This window comes from Phytomonospora endophytica (assembly GCF_014202425.1).
Lineage (GTDB): Bacteria > Actinomycetota > Actinomycetes > Mycobacteriales > Micromonosporaceae > Phytomonospora > Phytomonospora endophytica.
Genome location: NZ_JACHGT010000001.1, coordinates 440,859 through 457,683 on the forward strand (window position 1 = coordinate 440,859; position 16,825 = coordinate 457,683).

A 16,825-nucleotide genomic window follows, 5' to 3' on the forward strand; every position below is an offset into this window, starting at 1 on the left:
CCTGGCAGGCTAGGGGCGTGGAGACCACGCTCACGGTGCGGCGGCTGTCCGCGCCCGACAACGACGCGGTGGTTCGGCTGCTCGACGCCGAACCCCTCGCGGGCGCGTTCGTCGCCGACCGACTCGAAGTACTGGGCTGGTCGCGGTCGAACCGCCTGTACGGCTACGGCCGCGGTGGCGAGCTGACCGCGGTCTGCCTGTCGGGGGGCAACCTGGTGCCCGTCGGGTGCGATGACGCGGCCGCCGACGCCTTCGCCGACATGGCGAGACGCGAAGGGCGGCAGTGTTCGTCCATCGTGGGCGCCGGACCGGCGGTCCGGCGCCTCTGGCGTGGTCTGCGCCCTCACTGGGGCGAGGCCCGGGCCGTCCGGGAGCGTCAGCCGCTGCTGATGATCGACCGTCCGCCGGCCGTGGCTCCCGATCCCTTCGTGCGCCGGTCGACCCGCGCGGACGTGCCCGCGCTGTTCCCGGCGGCGGTGGCGATGTACACCGAGGAGGTCGGCGTCTCCCCGCTGGCCGACCGCGCCGGTGCCTCCGCCTACCGCGACCGCCTGGAATTCCTGGTGGCCGTCGGCCGCTCCTACGCCCGCATCGACAACGGGCGGGTCGTGTTCAAGGCGGAGGTGGCCTTGCAGACCCGGCACACCGCGCAGATCCAGGGCGTGTGGGTCGCTCCGCACCTGCGGGGGAGGGGGCTGGCGGCGCCGTGCATGGCCGCCGTGATCGCCGACGCGCTGCACCGGCACGCGCCCACGGTCTCCTTGTATGTCAACGATTTCAACGCGCCTGCACTTCGCACGTACCGTCGCTGCGGCATGCGTGAGGCCGGTGAGCTGGCAACCGTCTTGTTCTGATGGTTCCGCACGGTACTTCTGCTACTGCAATCTGCCGCCGCTGTCGGCTTTTTCACGTGACGGGTAGCCGACTCGTGACTCCCTTTCGCCTTCAAGTTGCAGCAATGTGGGGATGTACCCGACAGGGAAGCCGAAACAGTCCGTCCCGAGTGTCAGATAGCAGACAAAATCGGTCGCCAAGGCAACAAACCGGACCAATCGGATTTCAGTGAACACGGGACAGCTCAGGCGACCACCGAAAATAATGACCCCTGTACAGGCAGTAACGAACCACAGGGCGTTCAGTGACGATCAATGAGGTGAGGACCCCATGGGGAGGATCGTTCGAGAGGTCGCCGACGGGGTGACCAAGCACTACTGGTATCCCGGCGAGAAGGCCGACTGGATCAAGGCGGGCATCGCGGTCGGAGCGGGCGCGGTGACCTTCGCGCTCGTCGCGATCGTGCTCAAGGACATGCTCGTGGCCGCGGTACTCGGTACCTCGGTGACCACCGGCGTCGGCGGTGTGAACCTCGGCCGCCGTGACGTCACCGCGCTGAAGGGCTTCCCGGACGTGGCGGCGGCCCGCAAGGCCGCGGTCGCGCACGCGATGCGCGCCGGCTGGCGCGGGCTTCTCTACGGCTTCACCGCGGCGGCCGCCGCGGTGTTCATCGTGAACATGCCGCACAGCGGCTTCGTCGCCGACTGGCTCCTGCCGGTCGTCCCGGCGGTCGTCGGCGCCGTCGCCCACCAGGGCGGCATGGTCTACGAGCGCATGGGCCAGGTCCCGAAGACCGACCCGGGCGACGCCGAAGCGGCCATCGACCCGAAGGAGCTTGAGCCCGCGGGCTGACGGGCACAACGGAGACCACTAATCGGCAACCCCCGGTGACGACACCCCCAGCGGTCGTCGGCGGGGGTTGCCGATGTGAGAGGGCGCGGGGGCTCACCGACCGGCCGCGCGGGAGTGGACAGACGGGACGGCGGACCGCTCACGGAGAAAAGGTGAGCCGGCGCGGAACGTCTGCCGCGAACCCGCGTTGGGGACGGGTCGGGCGCTCGTACCGTGTCGGGTGTGTCGGACGGGAGCGCGCTCCACGCCGGCTCAGATCTCGTCACCGGAGTCGCCCCCGGCGTCGTCAGACACCCTTTATCGACGTACTTCCCTTGCCACGAAACAAATCATGCCGTGCGCCCGGCCCCCTGGCAAGGGGATAACAGGCCTGGAAATCAACAGAGTGTGACGGGGTAAAGGGTGACCGATCACATGTTGCCGAGGCGCCTCGCGAGCACCAGGATGCTGGTCATGGGCAAGATCTACGAAGGCATCGGCGGGCGGCTGGCCGAGTTCATCTCCGCGCAGCACGTCTTCTTCACCGCGACCGCCCCGAGCGGCGCCGACGGGCACGTGAACGTCTCCCCGAAAGGCATGAGCGGCACCTTCGCCATCCTCGACGAGCACCGCGTCGCCTACCTCGACTACACCGGCAGCGGCTCCGAGGGCCTGGCGCACCTGCGCGAGAACGGCCGGATCTGCCTCATGTTCTGCGCCTTCGACGGTCCCCCGAACATCGTCCGCCTGCACGGACGCGGCGAACCGGTCTTCGTCGGCGACCCGCGCTTCGCCGAACTCGCCGCGCACTTCGGTGAACCGGGCCGCCACGGCCTGCGCGCCATCGTCGTCGTCGAGGTCACCCGCGTGTCGGACTCCTGCGGCTACGGTGTCCCGCTGCTCGACTACCAGGGCGACCGCGACATCCTCGTCCGCTACATGGCCCGCAAGGACGACGAGAAGATGGCCGCGTACCAGGCGCTGAAGAACACCGAGAGCATCGACGGGCTGCCCGCGCTGCCGCCGTCGGCGGTCGAGGCGCGCTGACCCCGGGGGTGGGCCGGCGCCCACCGGCGACTGGATAGCCTTGGCGCATGACTGTTCGCGCTCCCATCGCACCCGGCACGGTGTCGGGCATGCGGGACGTGCCCCGGCACATCACGCGACCCGAGTACGTCGGGAAGCCCGCGCCCGCCCGCTTCACCGGCTCCGAGGTGAAGACGCCCGAGCTCATCGAGCGCATGAGAATCGCCTGCCGCCTGGCCGCCGACGCCCTCGTCGTCGCCGGTGAGCACGTCAAGCCCGGTGTGACGACCGAGCACATCGACCAGGTCGTGCACGAGTACCTCTGCGACCACGGGGCCTACCCGTCGACCCTGGGCTACCGGGGCTTCCCGAAGGCGTGCTGCACGTCCCTCAACGAGGTGATCTGCCACGGCATCCCCGACTCGACGGAGATCGAGGACGGGGACATCGTCAACGTCGACATCACCGCCTACATCAACGGCGTGCACGGCGACAACAACGCGACCTTCCTCGCCGGCGAGGTGTCGGAGGAGGCGCGGCTGCTCGTCGAGCGCACCTACAACGCCACGATGCGCGGCATCAAGGCCGTCGCGCCCGGCCGGATGCTCAACACCGTCGGCCGGGTCATCGAGGCCTACGCCAAGCGCTTCGGCTACGGCGTGGTCCGCGACTTCACCGGCCACGGCATCGGCGAGACCTTCCACTCGGGCCTGTACGTGCCCCACTACGACAAGCCGGACCTCGACGTCGTGATGGAACCGGGCATGACCTTCACGATCGAGCCGATGATCGACCTCGGCACGCACGACTACGACATCTGGGACGACACCTGGACCGTGGTCACCAAGGACCGGAAGTGGTCGGCGCAGTTCGAGCACACGATCCTGGTGACCGACACCGGCCACGAGATCCTCACGATGCCGACCGAGGGCCCGTCGGCGGGCACGCCCGTCGCCGCCTGAGCGCACCCGAGACGACGCCCCCGAAGGTGCCTGACCCGCACCTTCGGGGGCGTCGCCCTACCCCGCACCCCTATCAGACGGCGCGTCTCTCCACCGGCAGGCGAGACCTGGTGAACAGACCGGCGCCGAGCATCGCGATCACCGGGATCACCACAAGGGCGACCAGCAGGACCGGCCACGGAACCTCGACCGGGAAGAGCGGCTCACGCGGGTAGTACCGCCCGAACTGGACGTTGAGGGTCCACACGACCGCGAACATCGCGCCGAGCCCCGCCAGTACGCCCAGGAACGCGCCGAGCAGTGAGATCACGCCCGACTGGCACAGGGACAGCAGCCTGCGCACTCCCGGGGCCGCGCCGACCGCGGCGAGGGTGCCGAGGTCCTTGCGTCCCTCCGCCGCGGCGAGGCCGGTGGCCATGGCCGTGGCGCCGAGCGCGACGACTCCGGCGATGCCGGCCAGCACCCAGATCATGATCGTGTCGGGCGTGATGCCGCTGTCCTGCTTCACCACGTCGACGTAGACCTGGAGGGTCCCGCCCTCACCGGGGGCGCCCGGGAAGTCGTGGTTGATGCCACTGGTGTCGAAGGCGGCGGTGAAGCGCTCCTCCTCCTCGTCGGTCGGCATCCGGCTGGTGAGGGCCATGAGGAACTTGGTCTCCTGCTCGGTCTCCAGTCCGTCGAGGGCCCCGGGGCCGGCCACGAAGATGTTCTGCCGGAGGCTTCCGGTCGTCATCGCGTAGCCGGGGACGGTGACCGTCTTGAGGTCGGTGGACTTCGGGACCTCACTGTTGTAGTCGGTGGTGCGCAGGGCGACCGTGACCTTGCCGTCGACGATGTAGTCCGGGTCCTGGACGACCACGCCGCCCGCGTCGAGGACGGCCTTGGCGTTGGCGAGGTCCTGTCCCTCACCGTTGGAGAGGATCCCGAGCAGGTTGCCGTCGGCGACGAGCACACCCGGCGCCAGATCGGCGCTGCTCCAGGCCCAGTCGGTCGTGTTCGCCTTGCAGTACCGGTTGTCGACGGCCTCGGCCATCTGCTCGTCGGTGAGGAACTGCTGGTCGCTGTACGGGCAGGTCCGCTCGGGCGGCATCACCGCCGTGACCTGACAGTCCTCGCGCATGCCGGCCTCCTGCACGCAGGAGGCGTAGACGACCTCGTGGATGTCGCTGACCGGGTAATGCTGGCGCATCAGCGCCTCGGTGGCGGCCTTCGCCTCGGTCAGCTGCTGCTCGGCGTCGGCGGGGAGCTTCAGCGTCGCACCGGTCTGCTGGTCGTAGCCGGGCCACATCTCCACGTTGGCCATGACCGTGCCCTGCGGCAGGTTCGTGCCGAAGTTGTCGTTGTACCTGGACCGCTCCGCGACCGCGAACGCGCTGATCGCGATGGCCCCGGCGACGACCGCCATGACCGCCGAGATCGCCGGTGAGGTCGAGGCCCGGTTGCGTCCGGCGTCGCGCAGCGCGATCCGCGGCGAGAGCGGCAGGAAGCGCCCGAGTTTCGAGATCGCGCCGACGATCGCCGGGGTGCACATGACGAGCCCGAACTGGGCGAGCGCCGCCGCGCCGACGAGGAGCATCTCCGTGCCGCTGTAGGCGCCGCCGACCCCGACGAGTCCGCCGAGGGCGATCATCGAGATGCCGATGACGACCCAGCGCTTGCGGGACTTCGTGACGCCCCGGCGGCCGGTGAGGGCCTCGATGACGTTCTGCCGCGCGACGGTGAAGGCGGGGACGAGCGCCGCGAGGACACCGGTCAGCACCGCCAGGAGGGCCAGTGGGCCGGTGAAGGCGATCAGGAAGCGGATCCCGCCCGCCCGCTGGCCGATCATCGGTTCGATGAAGGGGATGGCGATCGTGGCCAGGAGGGCGCCGAGCACGACGCCCGTGATGGCCGCGATCGAGCCGAGGACGAGACCCCCGGACAGGACCGTGCGGCGTACCTGGGCGGCCGTGGCGCCGTTGGCCGACAGCAGCGCGTACTCCCGGGAGCGGCGCTTGGCGCTGATCGCGAAGGCCGGGCCCGCCAGCAGGACCAGTTCCAGCACGACCATGCCCGCGACGGTCGCGATGAGGCTCACCGTCTCGGCGCTGGCACCGTCGTCGACGTAGCTCCAGGGCGTGTCGATCGTCGGCGGGTCCAGGCTGACCGCCCGCGAGTAGACCACCACGCCCTTGGCGTTGAGGGCCGTGACCTGGTCCCAGGAGATCGGGCCGGGCGCGTCGACCAGGAACTTCGTGGCCGCGCCGGGGAAGGTCTCGGCACCGCCGATCATGTACTCGCCCTTGAGGGCGTTCGGGTCCTCGACCAGACCGGTCACCTTCAGGGAACGGGCCGGTTCGGTCAGTTCGACGCTGTCGCCGACGTCGAGGCCGAGCCTGTCGGCCGCGGCCGAGCTCAGCAGGACCTCGTCCTTGGCGGCCGGCGTCTTGCCGTCGAGGATCTCGTACATGCCCTCGGCGATCGGATCGGCGGCGTCGAACGCGACCCAGTCGATCTTCCCTATGCCCGACGGCGTCTTGACCGCGAGGCCTTCGCCGGAGCTGTAGGGGACGACCCGGCTGCCCGCGGGCAGAATCGCGGTCAGCTCGGCCACCGGGTCGGCGCCGAAGACGTGCGCGGGCGGCTCGACGTAGGGGCCGTCGGTCTGCGGCGGATAACCGCCCAGCCACTGGTTGTCGGGCTCCTGCTCGATGAGCCCGTCGTACTGCCACATGACGGCGGCGTCGGAGGTGCCGAGATCGCGGTCGAGCCGCTCCTCGGTGGTGAGTTCGAACCTGTCGTACAGGGTCGCGCCCAGGGCGATCGCGACCACGGGGAACGCCAGGAGGCAGATCACCAGGATCGAGCGCCCCTTGGTGCGCTGCGCGTCGCGCCTGGCGATGCGCAGCGCGAGACGGATGCCGGACATGCTCACGAAGCGGCCTCCAGCAGACCCTCGGCCTCGGGAAGCGGACCGGACGCGTCGACGACGAGACCGTCGCGCAGGAAGATCACCCGGTCGGCCCAGCCGGCGTGCCGGGCGTCGTGGGTCACCAGGACACCGGCCGCGCCGGCGTCACAGCGCGCGCGCAGCAGACGCAGCACCGACTCGCCGGTCTGCGAGTCGAGCGCACCGGTCGGCTCGTCGGCGAGGACGAGGCGGCGCTCGCCGACGACCGCGCGGGCGATGGCGACGCGCTGCTGCTGGCCGCCCGACATCTCGTCGGGGAAGCGCAGGGCGAGTTCGGAGATCGCCACGTCGTCGAGGGCCTTGGCGGCGACCGCGCGGGCCTTGCGCACCGACATGCCGTCGAGTTCGAGGGGCAGCGCGACGTTCTCGATCGCGGTGAGGCTGGGCAGCAGGTTCAGGTCCTGGAAGACGTAGCCGATCGCACGGCGGCGCAGCGCGGCGAGGCTGCGGCGGCTCAGTTGCGAGATGGCGGTGCCTTCGACGAAGACCTCGCCGCCGGTCGGGCCGTCGAGCCCTCCGGCGAGGTTGAGCAGCGTCGATTTTCCGGACCCGGAGGGGCCCATGACGGCGACGAGTTCGCCGGGCTGCACGGCGATGCTGACTCCCCGCAGGGCGTGGACCATCGCTTCACCCGCCCCGTGGGTGCGGTGTACGTCTCTCAGTTCGAGCACGGTCATCGTGGTGTCGTCTCCCCGGTACTGGTCGGCACGGCCTCGGGCGCCTGGTCGGGCACCTCGGTCTCGGCCGTGCTGGTCTCCTGTCGAGTGCGCTGGTGCCGCAGGAGCGAGGCTTCGCAGTGGTCGAGCCACCGCACCTCGGCCTCCACCCGGAAGATCATCGCGTCGATGATCAGCAGCCACGAGATGTCGTCGCCGCCGGTGGCCCGGTTCTTGAGCCGGGTGTACTCCTGAAGCGCCCGCACACTGGCGGTGCGCTGGGTCTGCACGACGGTCGTGATGTCGACACCGGGTGTGGACAGGGCGAGCGCGAGTTTGATGGCGAGCTCGTCCCGTGGGCGTTCGGTGTCGCCGACCGGAGTGGCGAACCAGGTGGCGAGCGCGGCGCGCCCGGCCATGGTGATCTCGTAGGGGCGCTGCCCCTGGGGGTTCTCGCCGAGGGCCTGCACGAGTCCGTCGCGTTCGAGGCGGGAGAGGGTCGTGTAGACCTGCCCGATGTTCAGGGGCCAGGTCGACCCCGTGGACTCCTCGAATGAGGCGCGCAGCTGATAGCCGTACGCCTGGCCTCGTTCAAGCAGGGCCAGCAGCCCGTACTTGATGCTCACGTCGGTTCCTCCTCGGCGATGGGTGGATACATACGTCGTATGTTCGTGCGCTTCGACAGTATGTATACCGGGTATGCGCAACGGCAATGGGGAGGGCTCCCCGTTTTTTGTGCCCTTGCGTCCCCTCCGCCGTGTTAGTCCAGGTCGAGACGGTAACCGCGTTTGATGACGGTGCGCGCGCAGGTGCGCAGGCCGAGTCCGTCGCGCAGGCGGGTCACGGCCATCTCGACGGCGTGGCCGTCGGCGCCGCGCGGCAGGTGCCGCAGCAGCTCGGCCCGGGACAGGACGCGGCCCTTGGCCGCGCAGAGCGCGCGCAGCACCGCCATGGGCGCGGGCGGCAGGGGGCGGGCGGCGCCGTCGACGAAGACGATGTGGCCGCGCAACTCCAGTCGGTGGCCGCTGGCCAGCCGGACCCGCCACGCCCGCCGGGGGAGCAGCGCGGCGACGGTACGGACGAGGGCGCCCAGGCGTGAGCGTTCCGGTCGCGCGACGGGGACGTCGAGTCGTTCCAGCGGCGCGGCCGTCACCGGTCCGACGGCGGCGGCGAGCACCGCGCCGCCGCGCAGCGAGTCGAGCATCTCCTCGGCCTGGTCGCCGGCGATGCGCAGGAGGGCGTTGACGGCGGGGGCGCTGGTGAAGGTGACGGCGTCGACGCGGCGGGCGCAGATCGCGTCGACGAGTCGCTGCACGGGCGCGAGGTCGGCCGGGACGGTCCAGCGGTAGACGGGTACCGGGATGGCGACGGCGCCTTCGGCGCGGATCGCCGAGAGGTAGTCGTCGCTGGGATCGCCGTGGAGCTGGACGGCGACGCGCCGCCCGGCGACGCCTTCGGCCCGCAGCCGTGCGAGGACGTCGCGCCCGTCGCCGCTCGGCGCCCACCACGACTCGGTGAGGCCCGCGGCCCGTATCGCGCCGAGGGCCTTGGGGCCGCGCGAGAGGATGCGACCGCCCGTGAGGACCGAGCGGAGCCGCGAGCCGAAGCCCCAGCCGTCGGCGGCGTCCATCCACCCCTGGAACCCGATCCCGGTGGTCACGACGGTGACGTGCGGGGGATCGCGCAGCAGCTCGATCGTGGCGGCCCGCAGCGCGTGGTCGTCGGCGAGGGGGACGATCCGCAAGGTCGGGGCGACGATCGTGCGGGCGCCCCGCCGCTCCAGCAGGGCGGCGAGCTCGCCGCCGCGACGTTGCGCGGTGACGGCGACGGTGTACCCGGTGAGCACCCCGGGCTCGGTCCAGTGTGGAGGGGACGCGGCAGGACGAGTCGGGATTGTCATGGGTCGAGCGTGTTGGGTGAGGGTTTCGTGGATTTGGCGACGATGTTTCGGGAGTGCTAAACGCGACACGGGGGAGACGTGAGGGGCGCCTTCGGCGACAGGCGCGCACCGGCCGATCCCCGCCGAGACGCCCACCACATCCGACATCGAAGCGGTTGACTTCAACCACCCTTGAAGTTGCACCCTTGTGTCATGACCGTGATCGCCGACGACGCGCCGCCACCCGCCGTTCCCGCACCACCCGCCACCACGGGCGAGAGCGCGACGAGGGCCACGCTCACGGCCGTGGCGCCGAACCGGGAAGGCCAGGGCGAGAACACATCCCCGGAGGCCCCTGGCAAGCCCTCGTCGCCCCCCTCCCTGTTCTCCCGCCCCTTCCGCGCCCTCTCCATCGGCTCGATCGCCCTCGCCGCCCTCATCGCCTTCGAGGCCCTCGCGGTCTCCACGGCCATGCCCACCGTCGCCAAGGCCCTCGACGGCCTCAGCCTCTACGCCGTCGCCTTCGGCGGAACCCTCGCCGCGGGCGTCGTCAGCATGGTCGTCTCCGGCCTGTGGAACGACCGGGTCGGCCCGGTGCGTCCCTTGTGGACGGGCGTCGCCCTCTTCGTCGCCGGTCTCGTCCTCGCCGGCACGGCCACGTCCATGTGGACCCTCATCGGCGGCCGCGTCGTCCAGGGCCTGGGCGCCGGGCTCCTGAGCGTCTCGCTCTACGTCGTGGTCGGCAAGGCCTACCCGAAGGACCTCCAGCCACGGATCTTCGCCGCCTTCGCCGCCGCGTGGGTCGTGCCCTCGATCGTCGGACCGGCGCTCACGGGCGTCATCGTCGAAAGGCTCGACTGGCGCTGGGTCTTCCTCGCCGTCCCGATGCTCGCGATCCCCGCCGCGCTCCTGGTCCGCCCGGCGCTGCGGGGCATGACGACACCCCTCGCCCAACGCGAAGGCGGCTGGTCGCGCGCCTCGACCGGAAAAGTCGCCTGGGCCGTCGCGGCGGCCTCCGGCGCACTGCTCTTCCAGTACGGCGGCCAGCAGACGGGCGTGTTCGCCATCGTCGTCCTCCTCGTCGCCTTCGGAGTCCTCGCGCTCGCCGTCCCCCGCCTGCTGCCCAAGGGCTCCTTCACCTTCAAGCGCGGCCTGCCCTCGACGATCATGCTGCGCGGCCTGGCCGGCGCCGCCTTCGCCGCCGCCGACGTCTTCATCCCGCTCATGCTGTCCCGCGAGCGCGGCCTCTCCCCGGCCATGGCGGGCCTGGCGCTCACCATCGGCGCCCTGTTCTGGTCCCTCGGCTCCTGGACCCAGAGCCGCCCGAAACCGCCCGTCGGCCGAGCCGGACTCGTCCGCGCCGGCATGGCCGGGATCCTCCTCGGCGTGGGCGTCGTCAGCCTCGCGCTGATCCCCGCGGTCCCGGTCGCCCTGGCGATGGCAGGCTGGTCGCTCGCCGGGTTCGGCATGGGCCTGGTCTACCCGACCCTCTCCGTCCTGACCCTCGCCGCCTCCGCACCGGGCGAGGCCGGACGCAACTCTGCGAGCCTCCAGCTCGCCGACTCCCTCGCCTCGGCGGCGGTGCTCGCGGTGGTCGGCGCCATCTTCGCGGCCCTCGTCACCCGGCCCGGCCCGCTGGCCTTCGTCGCCGTGTACGCGATCTCGGCGCTCTTCGCCGCCGTCGGCCTGATCTTCGCCGGGCGCGTCACGGCCGAAGAGGAGTGACCGCACGGGCCGCGCGCCACCCCGGCACGCGGCCCTCCACTCACATCAGCTGCCGGTACGCGGGCATCGGCAGCCCCTGCGCCGCGCACGCGCCGTCCAGCGCGGCCAGGTCGTCGGCGTAGTCGTGCCCACGCCCGTAGCCATAGATCCGGTACTGCTTCAAGACGGCCTCGTCGCGGAAGGCCGCGAAGCGATCGTCGTTCTCCACGAGCCCCGCCGTCGCCCGGATCGAGGGCGTCCTCGACAGGGAGGCGTTGTACCCGATCGCGTTCATCCAGAGGACCGGGAGGGCACCGTCGGGGTCTTCGAGCCAGTGCTCCAGACCCGTGCACGCCGACGCCCCACGCGGATCGGCCGCCTGGAAGCGGTCGAAGGGAGTCGGCTGATACGTCGCCACCCACACGACGTAACCGAGGATGGTGATGACCGCCATGACGAGCACAGTCCTGCGGTTCTGCGTCTTCTTCCTGAGGGTCTCCATGGATTTCACGGTATGCCCGCAGGCCACAGTGGACGAAGCCCGCGAGCGTGGACTGTCGGGACCTCTACACCGTTCTTGACGCGATATTGACGCGGCGGTCCGCGCGAGCCCTCGCGCGGACCGCCGGAACGCTAGAAGTCCTCGTCGAGACTGACCTGTCCCGAGACGGCGACCTGGTAGGCCGAGACCCGCCGCTCGAAGAAGTTCGTCAGCTCCTGCACGTCCTGCAGCGCCATGAAGTCGAACGGGTTCGCCGACCCGAAACGCGCGGGCATGCCCAGCCGCGCCAGACGCTGGTCGGCGACGTACTCCAGGTACCGGCGCATGTCACCGGTGTTCATGCCCGACAGGCCCTCGCCGCACACGTCCTCGGCGAAGTTCGCCTCGCAGTCCACCGCCTCCTCCAGCATCCGCGTCACCTCGGCGGTCAGCGCGTCGTCGAAGAGCTCGGGCTCTTCCCGGCGGACCGTCTCGATGACGCTGAAGGCGAAGTTCATGTGCATCGACTCGTCGCGGAAGACCCAGTTCGTGCCCGTGGCCAGCCCGTCGAGCAGGCCGCGCGAACGCAGCCAGTACACGTAGGCGAAGGCCCCGTAGAAGAAGAGCCCCTCGATGCACGCGGCGAAGCAGATCAGGTTCAGCAGGAACGAACGCCGGTCGGCGGCCGTGTCCAGCCGATCGAGACCGTCGATCGAGTCGATCCAGCGGAAACAGAAGTCGCCCTTCTCCTTGATCGACGGGATGTGCTCGATCGCGGCGAAGGCCTCGGCCCGGTCCTCGTGGTCGGGGAGATAGGTGTCGAGCAACGTCAGATAGAACTGGACGTGCACGGCCTCCTCGAACAGCTGACGCGACAGGTAGAGCCGTGCCTCGGGCGCGTTGACGTGCTTGTACAGGTTCAGCACCAGGTTGTTGGCCACGATCGTGTCACCCGTGGCGAAGAACGCGACCAGCCGCTTCACCAGGTGGAACTCGCCGGGCGTGAGCTTGGCCAGGTCGGAAACGTCGGCGGCGAGGTCGACCTCCTCGACGGTCCACGTGTTGCGGATCGCGGCCCGGTACTGCTCGTAGAAGTCCGGGTAGCGCATGGGCCGCAGGGTCAGATCCATGCCCGGGTCGAGCAGCGTCTGCCCGTTGCGCTGGCTGGGGACGGTCACTGGCATTCCTCGCAGGTGTCTTCGATGGAAGGGGAACGGGTCACTGGCAGGCCTCGCAGACCTCGGGGTTCTCCAGCGAACAGGCGACGGCCTCGTCCGGCGTGAACCGCGACGGCTCCACGAGGGACACCGGCGCGGCCGCCGCGACCGTCGTCTGCTGGATCCGCGTCGCCGGACGCGAACGCAGGTAGTAGGTCGTCTTCAGGCCCTGACGCCAGGCGTAGGCGTACATCGACGACAGTTTCCCGATCGTCGGCGCGGCCATGAACAGGTTGAGCGACTGGCTCTGGTCGATGAACGGCGTCCGGGCCGCCGCCAGCTCGATCAGCGCCTTCTGCGGCAGCTCCCAGGCCGTGCGGTACAGCGACTTGAGTTCCTCGGGCAGCCAGCCGAAGTCCTGCACCGAGCCCTCCGAGCTCAGCAGGGCGCCCCGGGTTGCCTCGTCCCAGCGGCCCAGCCGCTTGAGGTCGGCGATCAGGTACGGGTTGACCTGCAGGAACTCGCCCGACAGGGTCTCACGCTTGAAAACGTTCGACACGACGGGCTCGATGCACTCCGCCGAACCCGCGATGGCCGCGATCGTCGCCGTCGGCGCGATGGCGATGAGCAGCGAGTTGCGCAGACCGGTCCGCGCGACCGTCTTTCGCAGCGCGTCCCAGCGGGCCGGTTGGGTCACCGCGGCCCGCGGGAAGTGGTCGACGTGGAGCACCCCGTCGGCGGCCCGTGTGTCGGCGTACGACGGGTGCCGGCCCAGTTCCTCGGCGAGCGCCGCCGAGGTCTCGTAGGCCGTCAGCGCGATCTCCTCGGCGATCCGCGTCGACAGCTCCTTCGCCTCCGGCGAGTCGAAGGGCAGCCGCAACTTGAAGAACACGTCCGCCAGGCCCATCACGCCCAGGCCCACCGGCCGCCACTTCCGGTTGCTCCCGCCGGCCGCGTCCGTCGGGTAGTAGCTGCGGTCGATCGTCCGGTCGAGGAACTTCACCGCCGTGCGGACCGTCCGCGACAGGGCCGCGAAGTCCACCTCGCCGTCGGCGACGTGCTCCGACAGGTTCACCGAACCGAGGTTGCACACCGCGGTCGTCTCGTCGTCGGTGACCTCAAGGATCTCCGTGCACAGGTTCGACAGGTGCACCACGTTGCCTTCGCGGGCGGTCTGGTTGCAGGCGCGGTTGGCGGCGTCCTTGAAGGTCATCCAGCCGTTGCCGGTCTGCGCGAGGGTCCGCATCATCCGCGCGTAGAGCGTCCGTGCCGGGACCGACCGTTTCGCCAGGCCCGCGGCCTCGGCGGCGGCGTAGGCGGCGTCGAAGCGCTCGCCCCACAGGTCGGTCAGGTCGGGCACGTCCTTCGGGTCGAACAGCGACCACTCGGCGTCGGCCTCGACCCGGCGCATGAACTCGTCGGGGACCCACACGGCGAGGTTGAGGTTGTGCGTGCGCTGGGCCTCGTCGCCGGTGTTGTCGCGCAGTTCCAGGAACTCGTCGATGTCGGCGTGCCACGGCTCCAGGTAGACGCAGGCCGCGCCCTTGCGACGGCCGCCCTGGTTCACCGCGGCGACCGACGCGTCGAGGGTCCGCAGCCACGGCACGATCCCGTTGGAGCGGCCGTTGGTGCCCTTGATCAGCGAACCGCGCGAACGCACTCGGGTCCAGGAAACGCCGATGCCCCCGGCGAACTTCGAAAGGCGGGCGATGTCGGTGTAGCGGCCGTAGATCGCGTCGAGCTCGTCGCGCGGGGAGTCAAGGAGGAAACAGGACGACAACTGGGGATGGGCGGTGCCGGAGTTGAACAAGGTGGGGGAGCTGGGCAGGTAGGCCAATCGGCTGGTCAGGCCGTAGAGCTCGGCCGCCTCGTCCACACCGGACGACAGGCCCGCCGCGACCCGCAGCAGGAACCACTGCGGTGTCTCGATCACCTTGCGGGTGGTGGGATGGCGCAGGAGATAACGGTCATAGACGGTCCGGAGCCCAAAGTAGCCGAAGCGGTCGTCGGCCTCGTCGGCCTCGTCGCCAACGAGCGAGTCGAAGGCGGCCGCGTTCGCGCCCGCGAGTGCGGCGAGCGCGTCGTTGTGCAGTCCGAGTCGGTGCCCCTGCGCCACCGACTCGCTGAAGGTCCGCAGTCCTCCTGCCAGGACCTCGTCGCGGATGAGGCGGGCCAGCAGGCGTGCGGCGAGCCGGGAGTACTGCGGGTCGGCTCCGATGAGGGCGGCCGACGCGCGGACGGCCAGTTCGAGGTCCTCGACCGCGGTCGCGCCGGGTGCCCGGCCGCTCTCGACGGCACGGACGACGCGTGCCGGATCGGTGTCGGGCAGGCCCTCGGCGGCGAGCCTGATGTGGGTGTGGAGGGCCGGTGCCGCTTCCGCGGTCTCCGGATCCCCGGTGGTGCGCACAGTGGTGATTGCCATGACGAGACGGCCTCCTCGCGTACGTCGATCCGATCGCCGCTCGGTGACGTGGACGGAGGCGGACGCCTGGGCGGGGCGTGCGCTGCGGTCCTGTCCACGAGACCGGTGAGCGGTGCGCGCCGGTGGCGCGCACGCCTACGGCAGGTGTCCGGACTCGCGGCGAACCGCTCACCGTTGCGGGACAGTCCCGGAGTCGCACCGGGTTCCCTGTTGCCTCACGGGAAGCAAGTGGCCTCCTGTGAACCGTTGGCTGGATCAGACTACATGTTGGGGTTGCGAGAAATTGGGACCCCAAGATGTTCGGGCGTGGCGGCGATGAGGTAGAGCGAGGGCGTGTCGCGGAGGGCGCGGTCGCGCGCCATGCGGCGACGTCACCACGTCTCGCGCGGGGGCTTCGTGCCCGGGCCTTTCAGGCCCCGGGAAACGCCGTCGTGCCCGCGACCTCGCCGAGCCACCGGCGCCACAGCGCCGCCCGGGAGGCGGCGTTGCTCAACCCGTCGAGGGCGCGGCGGCGGTCGTCGCCGGTGGTCGTGGTGATCACGGTCCGCCACGTCACGGCGGTCGCGTCCTCCAGCGCGACGAGAGCGGCGATCGCCGCGCCCTCGTCGTCCATGGGGGCCATGGTGTAGGCGGCCTCGGGCGGCGGAGGGATCAGCCCGATCCCGGCCATGTACGCGGTCAGCTCGTCGCGAAGATCACGATGCGAGTACTCGGCGTCGCCCGCCAGGGAGCGGGCGCCGTCGTCGGAGATCTCCGCCCCCGCCACGCCGTAGGCGTAGATGAGGGCGTACTCGGCGGCCAGACCGGCGGCGAGGCCGTCGGCGGGCGCGGCGGTGGGTTCAGCCATGGAGCAGCTCCCGGTGTGCGGCACGGCTGGCCGCGATGGATGCGAGCAGGCGTGCGGCCTGCGGTTCCTCCGAGGCCACGCACTGGTCGACGGCCTCCTTGTGGGCCTCCGACTCGGCTTTGCGCAACTCCTTGACGGAGGGCTCGGCGTCGAAGGCGGCCGCGGTGATGAGCGAGGCGCCCGCGCCGATCCGCAGCGCCAGCGCCGAGGCGTGCGCCTCGTGGTCGGCGCGCAGGGCCGTCAGCAGCGCCTGCCGGTCTCCGTCGACGGTGGGAAGGACGGCGTCGTAGCGGGCGATCATGGTGCGGGACGTGCGAAGGGCGCCGTCGAGGAAGTGTTCGACGACGTGGACGTCGGGGGAGCAGGCGACCGACACGGCCGAGAACAAGGCGAGTCCGCCGAGGAGGACGGCACGCCGGGAGGCGCCGCGGCGTCGCGGGGAAACAGGCACCCGACCAGTTTTCCAGACGCCGGGCCGATCTCGCGGCACCGTGACGTGGGTGACGAGCCGGGGCAAGTTAGGCTGCTTCAACGATGACGTACCCGCCGAACAGCGGGCTTCGAACGGGCTGGAGGTGTGGCATGGGGGATCCGACATCGGATCGGCTGGAGGCGGTCATCGCCCCGGTCGTCGAAGACGCCGGATACGACCTGGAAGAGCTCAAGGTGTCCAAGGCGGGCCGCCGCAGCCTGGTCAGGCTGCTGGTCGACCGTGACGGCGGGATCAACCTCGACGCCGTCGCCGAGGTTTCCCGCCTGGTGTCCAAGGCCCTCGACGAGGCCGAGGAGACCGGTGGCCCCTTCGCCGCAGGCGCCTACACCCTTGAGGTCAGTTCGCCCGGCGTCGACCGTCCCCTGACGCATCCCAGGCACTGGCGCCGCAACGTCGGACGCCTTGTTTCGGCCCGTATCGGGGACCAGACGCTGACCGGACGGGTCAAAGAAGCCGACGACCGGGGTGTCAGCCTCGAAGTCGAGGGCGAGACCAGCACTGTGCCGTACGGTGAGCTCGGGGCCGGACGGATCCAGTTGGAGTTCTCCCGGTCCGACGCGGCCGAGGATGAGAAGGAGTAACG

The 16,825-nt window shown here is 70.6% G+C and carries 15 protein-coding genes and 1 riboswitch; of the genes, 6 read left to right on the top strand and 9 right to left on the bottom strand.

The window, feature by feature from the left end:
* Nucleotides 1-17 precede the first annotated feature (17 nt).
* The 4 genes from HNR73_RS01805 to map all read left to right on the top strand — a co-directional run bounded on the left by HNR73_RS01805 (nt 18) and on the right by map (nt 3,653).
* Nucleotides 18-854 (top strand): GNAT family N-acetyltransferase, encoded by an 837-nt coding sequence (locus HNR73_RS01805; RefSeq protein ID WP_184785410.1) that lies wholly within the window; start codon nt 18-20, stop codon nt 852-854.
* Nucleotides 855-1,164: 310 nt separating this feature from the next.
* Complete coding sequence (locus tag HNR73_RS01810; RefSeq protein ID WP_184785411.1) at nt 1,165-1,686, top strand: hypothetical protein; 522 nt, start codon at nt 1,165-1,167, stop codon at nt 1,684-1,686.
* A 453-nt stretch (nt 1,687-2,139) separates the two neighbouring features.
* Nucleotides 2,140-2,712 carry a pyridoxamine 5'-phosphate oxidase family protein gene (locus HNR73_RS01815; protein WP_184785724.1) on the top strand — a complete coding sequence of 191 codons (573 nt, stop codon included), beginning with the start codon at nt 2,140-2,142 and terminating at the stop codon, nt 2,710-2,712.
* A 47-nt stretch (nt 2,713-2,759) separates the two neighbouring features.
* Nucleotides 2,760-3,653, top strand: a complete 894-nt coding sequence (gene map / locus HNR73_RS01820) for a type I methionyl aminopeptidase (RefSeq protein ID WP_184785412.1) — start codon at nt 2,760-2,762, stop codon at nt 3,651-3,653.
* 73 nt (nt 3,654-3,726) lie between these two features.
* Here the strand turns inward: map and HNR73_RS01825 are convergent, their stop codons facing one another.
* The 4 genes from HNR73_RS01825 to HNR73_RS01840 all read right to left on the bottom strand — a co-directional run bounded on the left by HNR73_RS01825 (nt 3,727) and on the right by HNR73_RS01840 (nt 9,159).
* Complete coding sequence (locus HNR73_RS01825; protein WP_239122099.1) at nt 3,727-6,561, bottom strand: ABC transporter permease; 2,835 nt, start codon at nt 6,559-6,561, stop codon at nt 3,727-3,729.
* Between the two features lie 2 nt (nt 6,562-6,563).
* Nucleotides 6,564-7,280 carry an ABC transporter ATP-binding protein gene (locus HNR73_RS01830; protein WP_184785414.1) on the bottom strand — a complete coding sequence of 239 codons (717 nt, stop codon included), beginning with the start codon at nt 7,278-7,280 and terminating at the stop codon, nt 6,564-6,566.
* A complete protein-coding gene (locus HNR73_RS01835; protein WP_184785415.1) occupies nt 7,277-7,885 on the bottom strand; it encodes a PadR family transcriptional regulator in 609 nt (202 codons plus the stop codon). Before HNR73_RS01835 ends, HNR73_RS01830 begins: the two co-directional genes overlap by 4 nt.
* Before the next feature lie 134 nt (nt 7,886-8,019).
* Nucleotides 8,020-9,159 carry a uroporphyrinogen-III synthase gene (locus HNR73_RS01840; RefSeq protein ID WP_184785416.1) on the bottom strand — a complete coding sequence of 380 codons (1,140 nt, stop codon included), beginning with the start codon at nt 9,157-9,159 and terminating at the stop codon, nt 8,020-8,022.
* Nucleotides 9,160-9,351: 192 nt separating this feature from the next.
* Here HNR73_RS01840 and HNR73_RS01845 point away from each other — a divergent pair, with 192 nt between their 5' ends.
* Complete coding sequence (locus HNR73_RS01845) at nt 9,352-10,863, top strand: MFS transporter (RefSeq protein ID WP_184785417.1); 1,512 nt, start codon at nt 9,352-9,354, stop codon at nt 10,861-10,863.
* 40 nt (nt 10,864-10,903) lie between these two features.
* On the opposite strand, the gene HNR73_RS01850 is transcribed toward HNR73_RS01845, so the two are convergent.
* From HNR73_RS01850 to HNR73_RS01870, 5 genes are all read right to left on the bottom strand, one after another.
* Nucleotides 10,904-11,344 carry a hypothetical protein gene (locus HNR73_RS01850; RefSeq protein ID WP_184785418.1) on the bottom strand — a complete coding sequence of 147 codons (441 nt, stop codon included), beginning with the start codon at nt 11,342-11,344 and terminating at the stop codon, nt 10,904-10,906.
* A 131-nt stretch (nt 11,345-11,475) separates the two neighbouring features.
* A complete protein-coding gene (locus tag HNR73_RS01855) occupies nt 11,476-12,507 on the bottom strand; it encodes a ribonucleotide-diphosphate reductase subunit beta (protein ID WP_184785419.1) in 1,032 nt (343 codons plus the stop codon).
* A 34-nt stretch (nt 12,508-12,541) separates the two neighbouring features.
* Nucleotides 12,542-14,902 (bottom strand): ribonucleoside-diphosphate reductase subunit alpha, encoded by a 2,361-nt coding sequence (locus HNR73_RS01860; protein WP_184785420.1) that lies wholly within the window; start codon nt 14,900-14,902, stop codon nt 12,542-12,544.
* Between the two features lie 122 nt (nt 14,903-15,024).
* Nucleotides 15,025-15,165, bottom strand: a riboswitch (cobalamin riboswitch).
* Between the two features lie 146 nt (nt 15,166-15,311).
* Nucleotides 15,312-15,749, bottom strand: coding sequence for a DUF4439 domain-containing protein (locus HNR73_RS01865; protein WP_184785421.1), 438 nt, complete (start codon nt 15,747-15,749; stop codon nt 15,312-15,314).
* The gene (locus HNR73_RS01870) at nt 15,742-16,200 is read right to left on the bottom strand and encodes a hypothetical protein (RefSeq protein WP_184785422.1); all 459 of its coding nucleotides are present in this window, start codon (nt 16,198-16,200) and stop codon (nt 15,742-15,744) included. Before HNR73_RS01870 ends, HNR73_RS01865 begins: the two co-directional genes overlap by 8 nt.
* A gap of 131 nt (nt 16,201-16,331) precedes the next feature.
* Between HNR73_RS01870 and rimP the strand changes: the two genes are divergently transcribed.
* Nucleotides 16,332-16,823: a ribosome maturation factor RimP gene (gene rimP / locus HNR73_RS01875; protein WP_260336853.1), complete on the top strand. Its 492-nt coding sequence runs from the start codon at nt 16,332-16,334 to the stop codon at nt 16,821-16,823.
* Nucleotides 16,824-16,825: the final 2 nt, after the last annotated feature.

What these genes read in the sequence shown, in the direction of transcription:
- HNR73_RS01850 (WP_184785418.1), bottom strand. Translation starts at nt 11,344, where the DNA reads ATGGAGACCCTCAGGAAGAAGACGCAGAACCGCAGGACTGTGCTCGTC.
- map (WP_184785412.1), top strand. Translation starts at nt 2,760, where the DNA reads ATGACTGTTCGCGCTCCCATCGCACCCGGCACGGTGTCGGGCATGCGG.
- HNR73_RS01815 (WP_184785724.1), top strand. Translation starts at nt 2,140, where the DNA reads ATGGGCAAGATCTACGAAGGCATCGGCGGGCGGCTGGCCGAGTTCATC.
- HNR73_RS01845 (WP_184785417.1), top strand. Translation starts at nt 9,352, where the DNA reads ATGACCGTGATCGCCGACGACGCGCCGCCACCCGCCGTTCCCGCACCA.
- HNR73_RS01855 (WP_184785419.1), bottom strand. Translation starts at nt 12,507, where the DNA reads ATGCCAGTGACCGTCCCCAGCCAGCGCAACGGGCAGACGCTGCTCGAC.
- HNR73_RS01825 (WP_239122099.1), bottom strand. Translation starts at nt 6,561, where the DNA reads ATGTCCGGCATCCGTCTCGCGCTGCGCATCGCCAGGCGCGACGCGCAG.
- HNR73_RS01810 (WP_184785411.1), top strand. Translation starts at nt 1,165, where the DNA reads ATGGGGAGGATCGTTCGAGAGGTCGCCGACGGGGTGACCAAGCACTAC.
- HNR73_RS01865 (WP_184785421.1), bottom strand. Translation starts at nt 15,749, where the DNA reads ATGGCTGAACCCACCGCCGCGCCCGCCGACGGCCTCGCCGCCGGTCTG.
- HNR73_RS01840 (WP_184785416.1), bottom strand. Translation starts at nt 9,159, where the DNA reads ATGACAATCCCGACTCGTCCTGCCGCGTCCCCTCCACACTGGACCGAG.
- HNR73_RS01830 (WP_184785414.1), bottom strand. Translation starts at nt 7,280, where the DNA reads ATGACCGTGCTCGAACTGAGAGACGTACACCGCACCCACGGGGCGGGT.
- rimP (WP_260336853.1), top strand. Translation starts at nt 16,332, where the DNA reads ATGGGGGATCCGACATCGGATCGGCTGGAGGCGGTCATCGCCCCGGTC.
- HNR73_RS01860 (WP_184785420.1), bottom strand. Translation starts at nt 14,902, where the DNA reads ATGGCAATCACCACTGTGCGCACCACCGGGGATCCGGAGACCGCGGAA.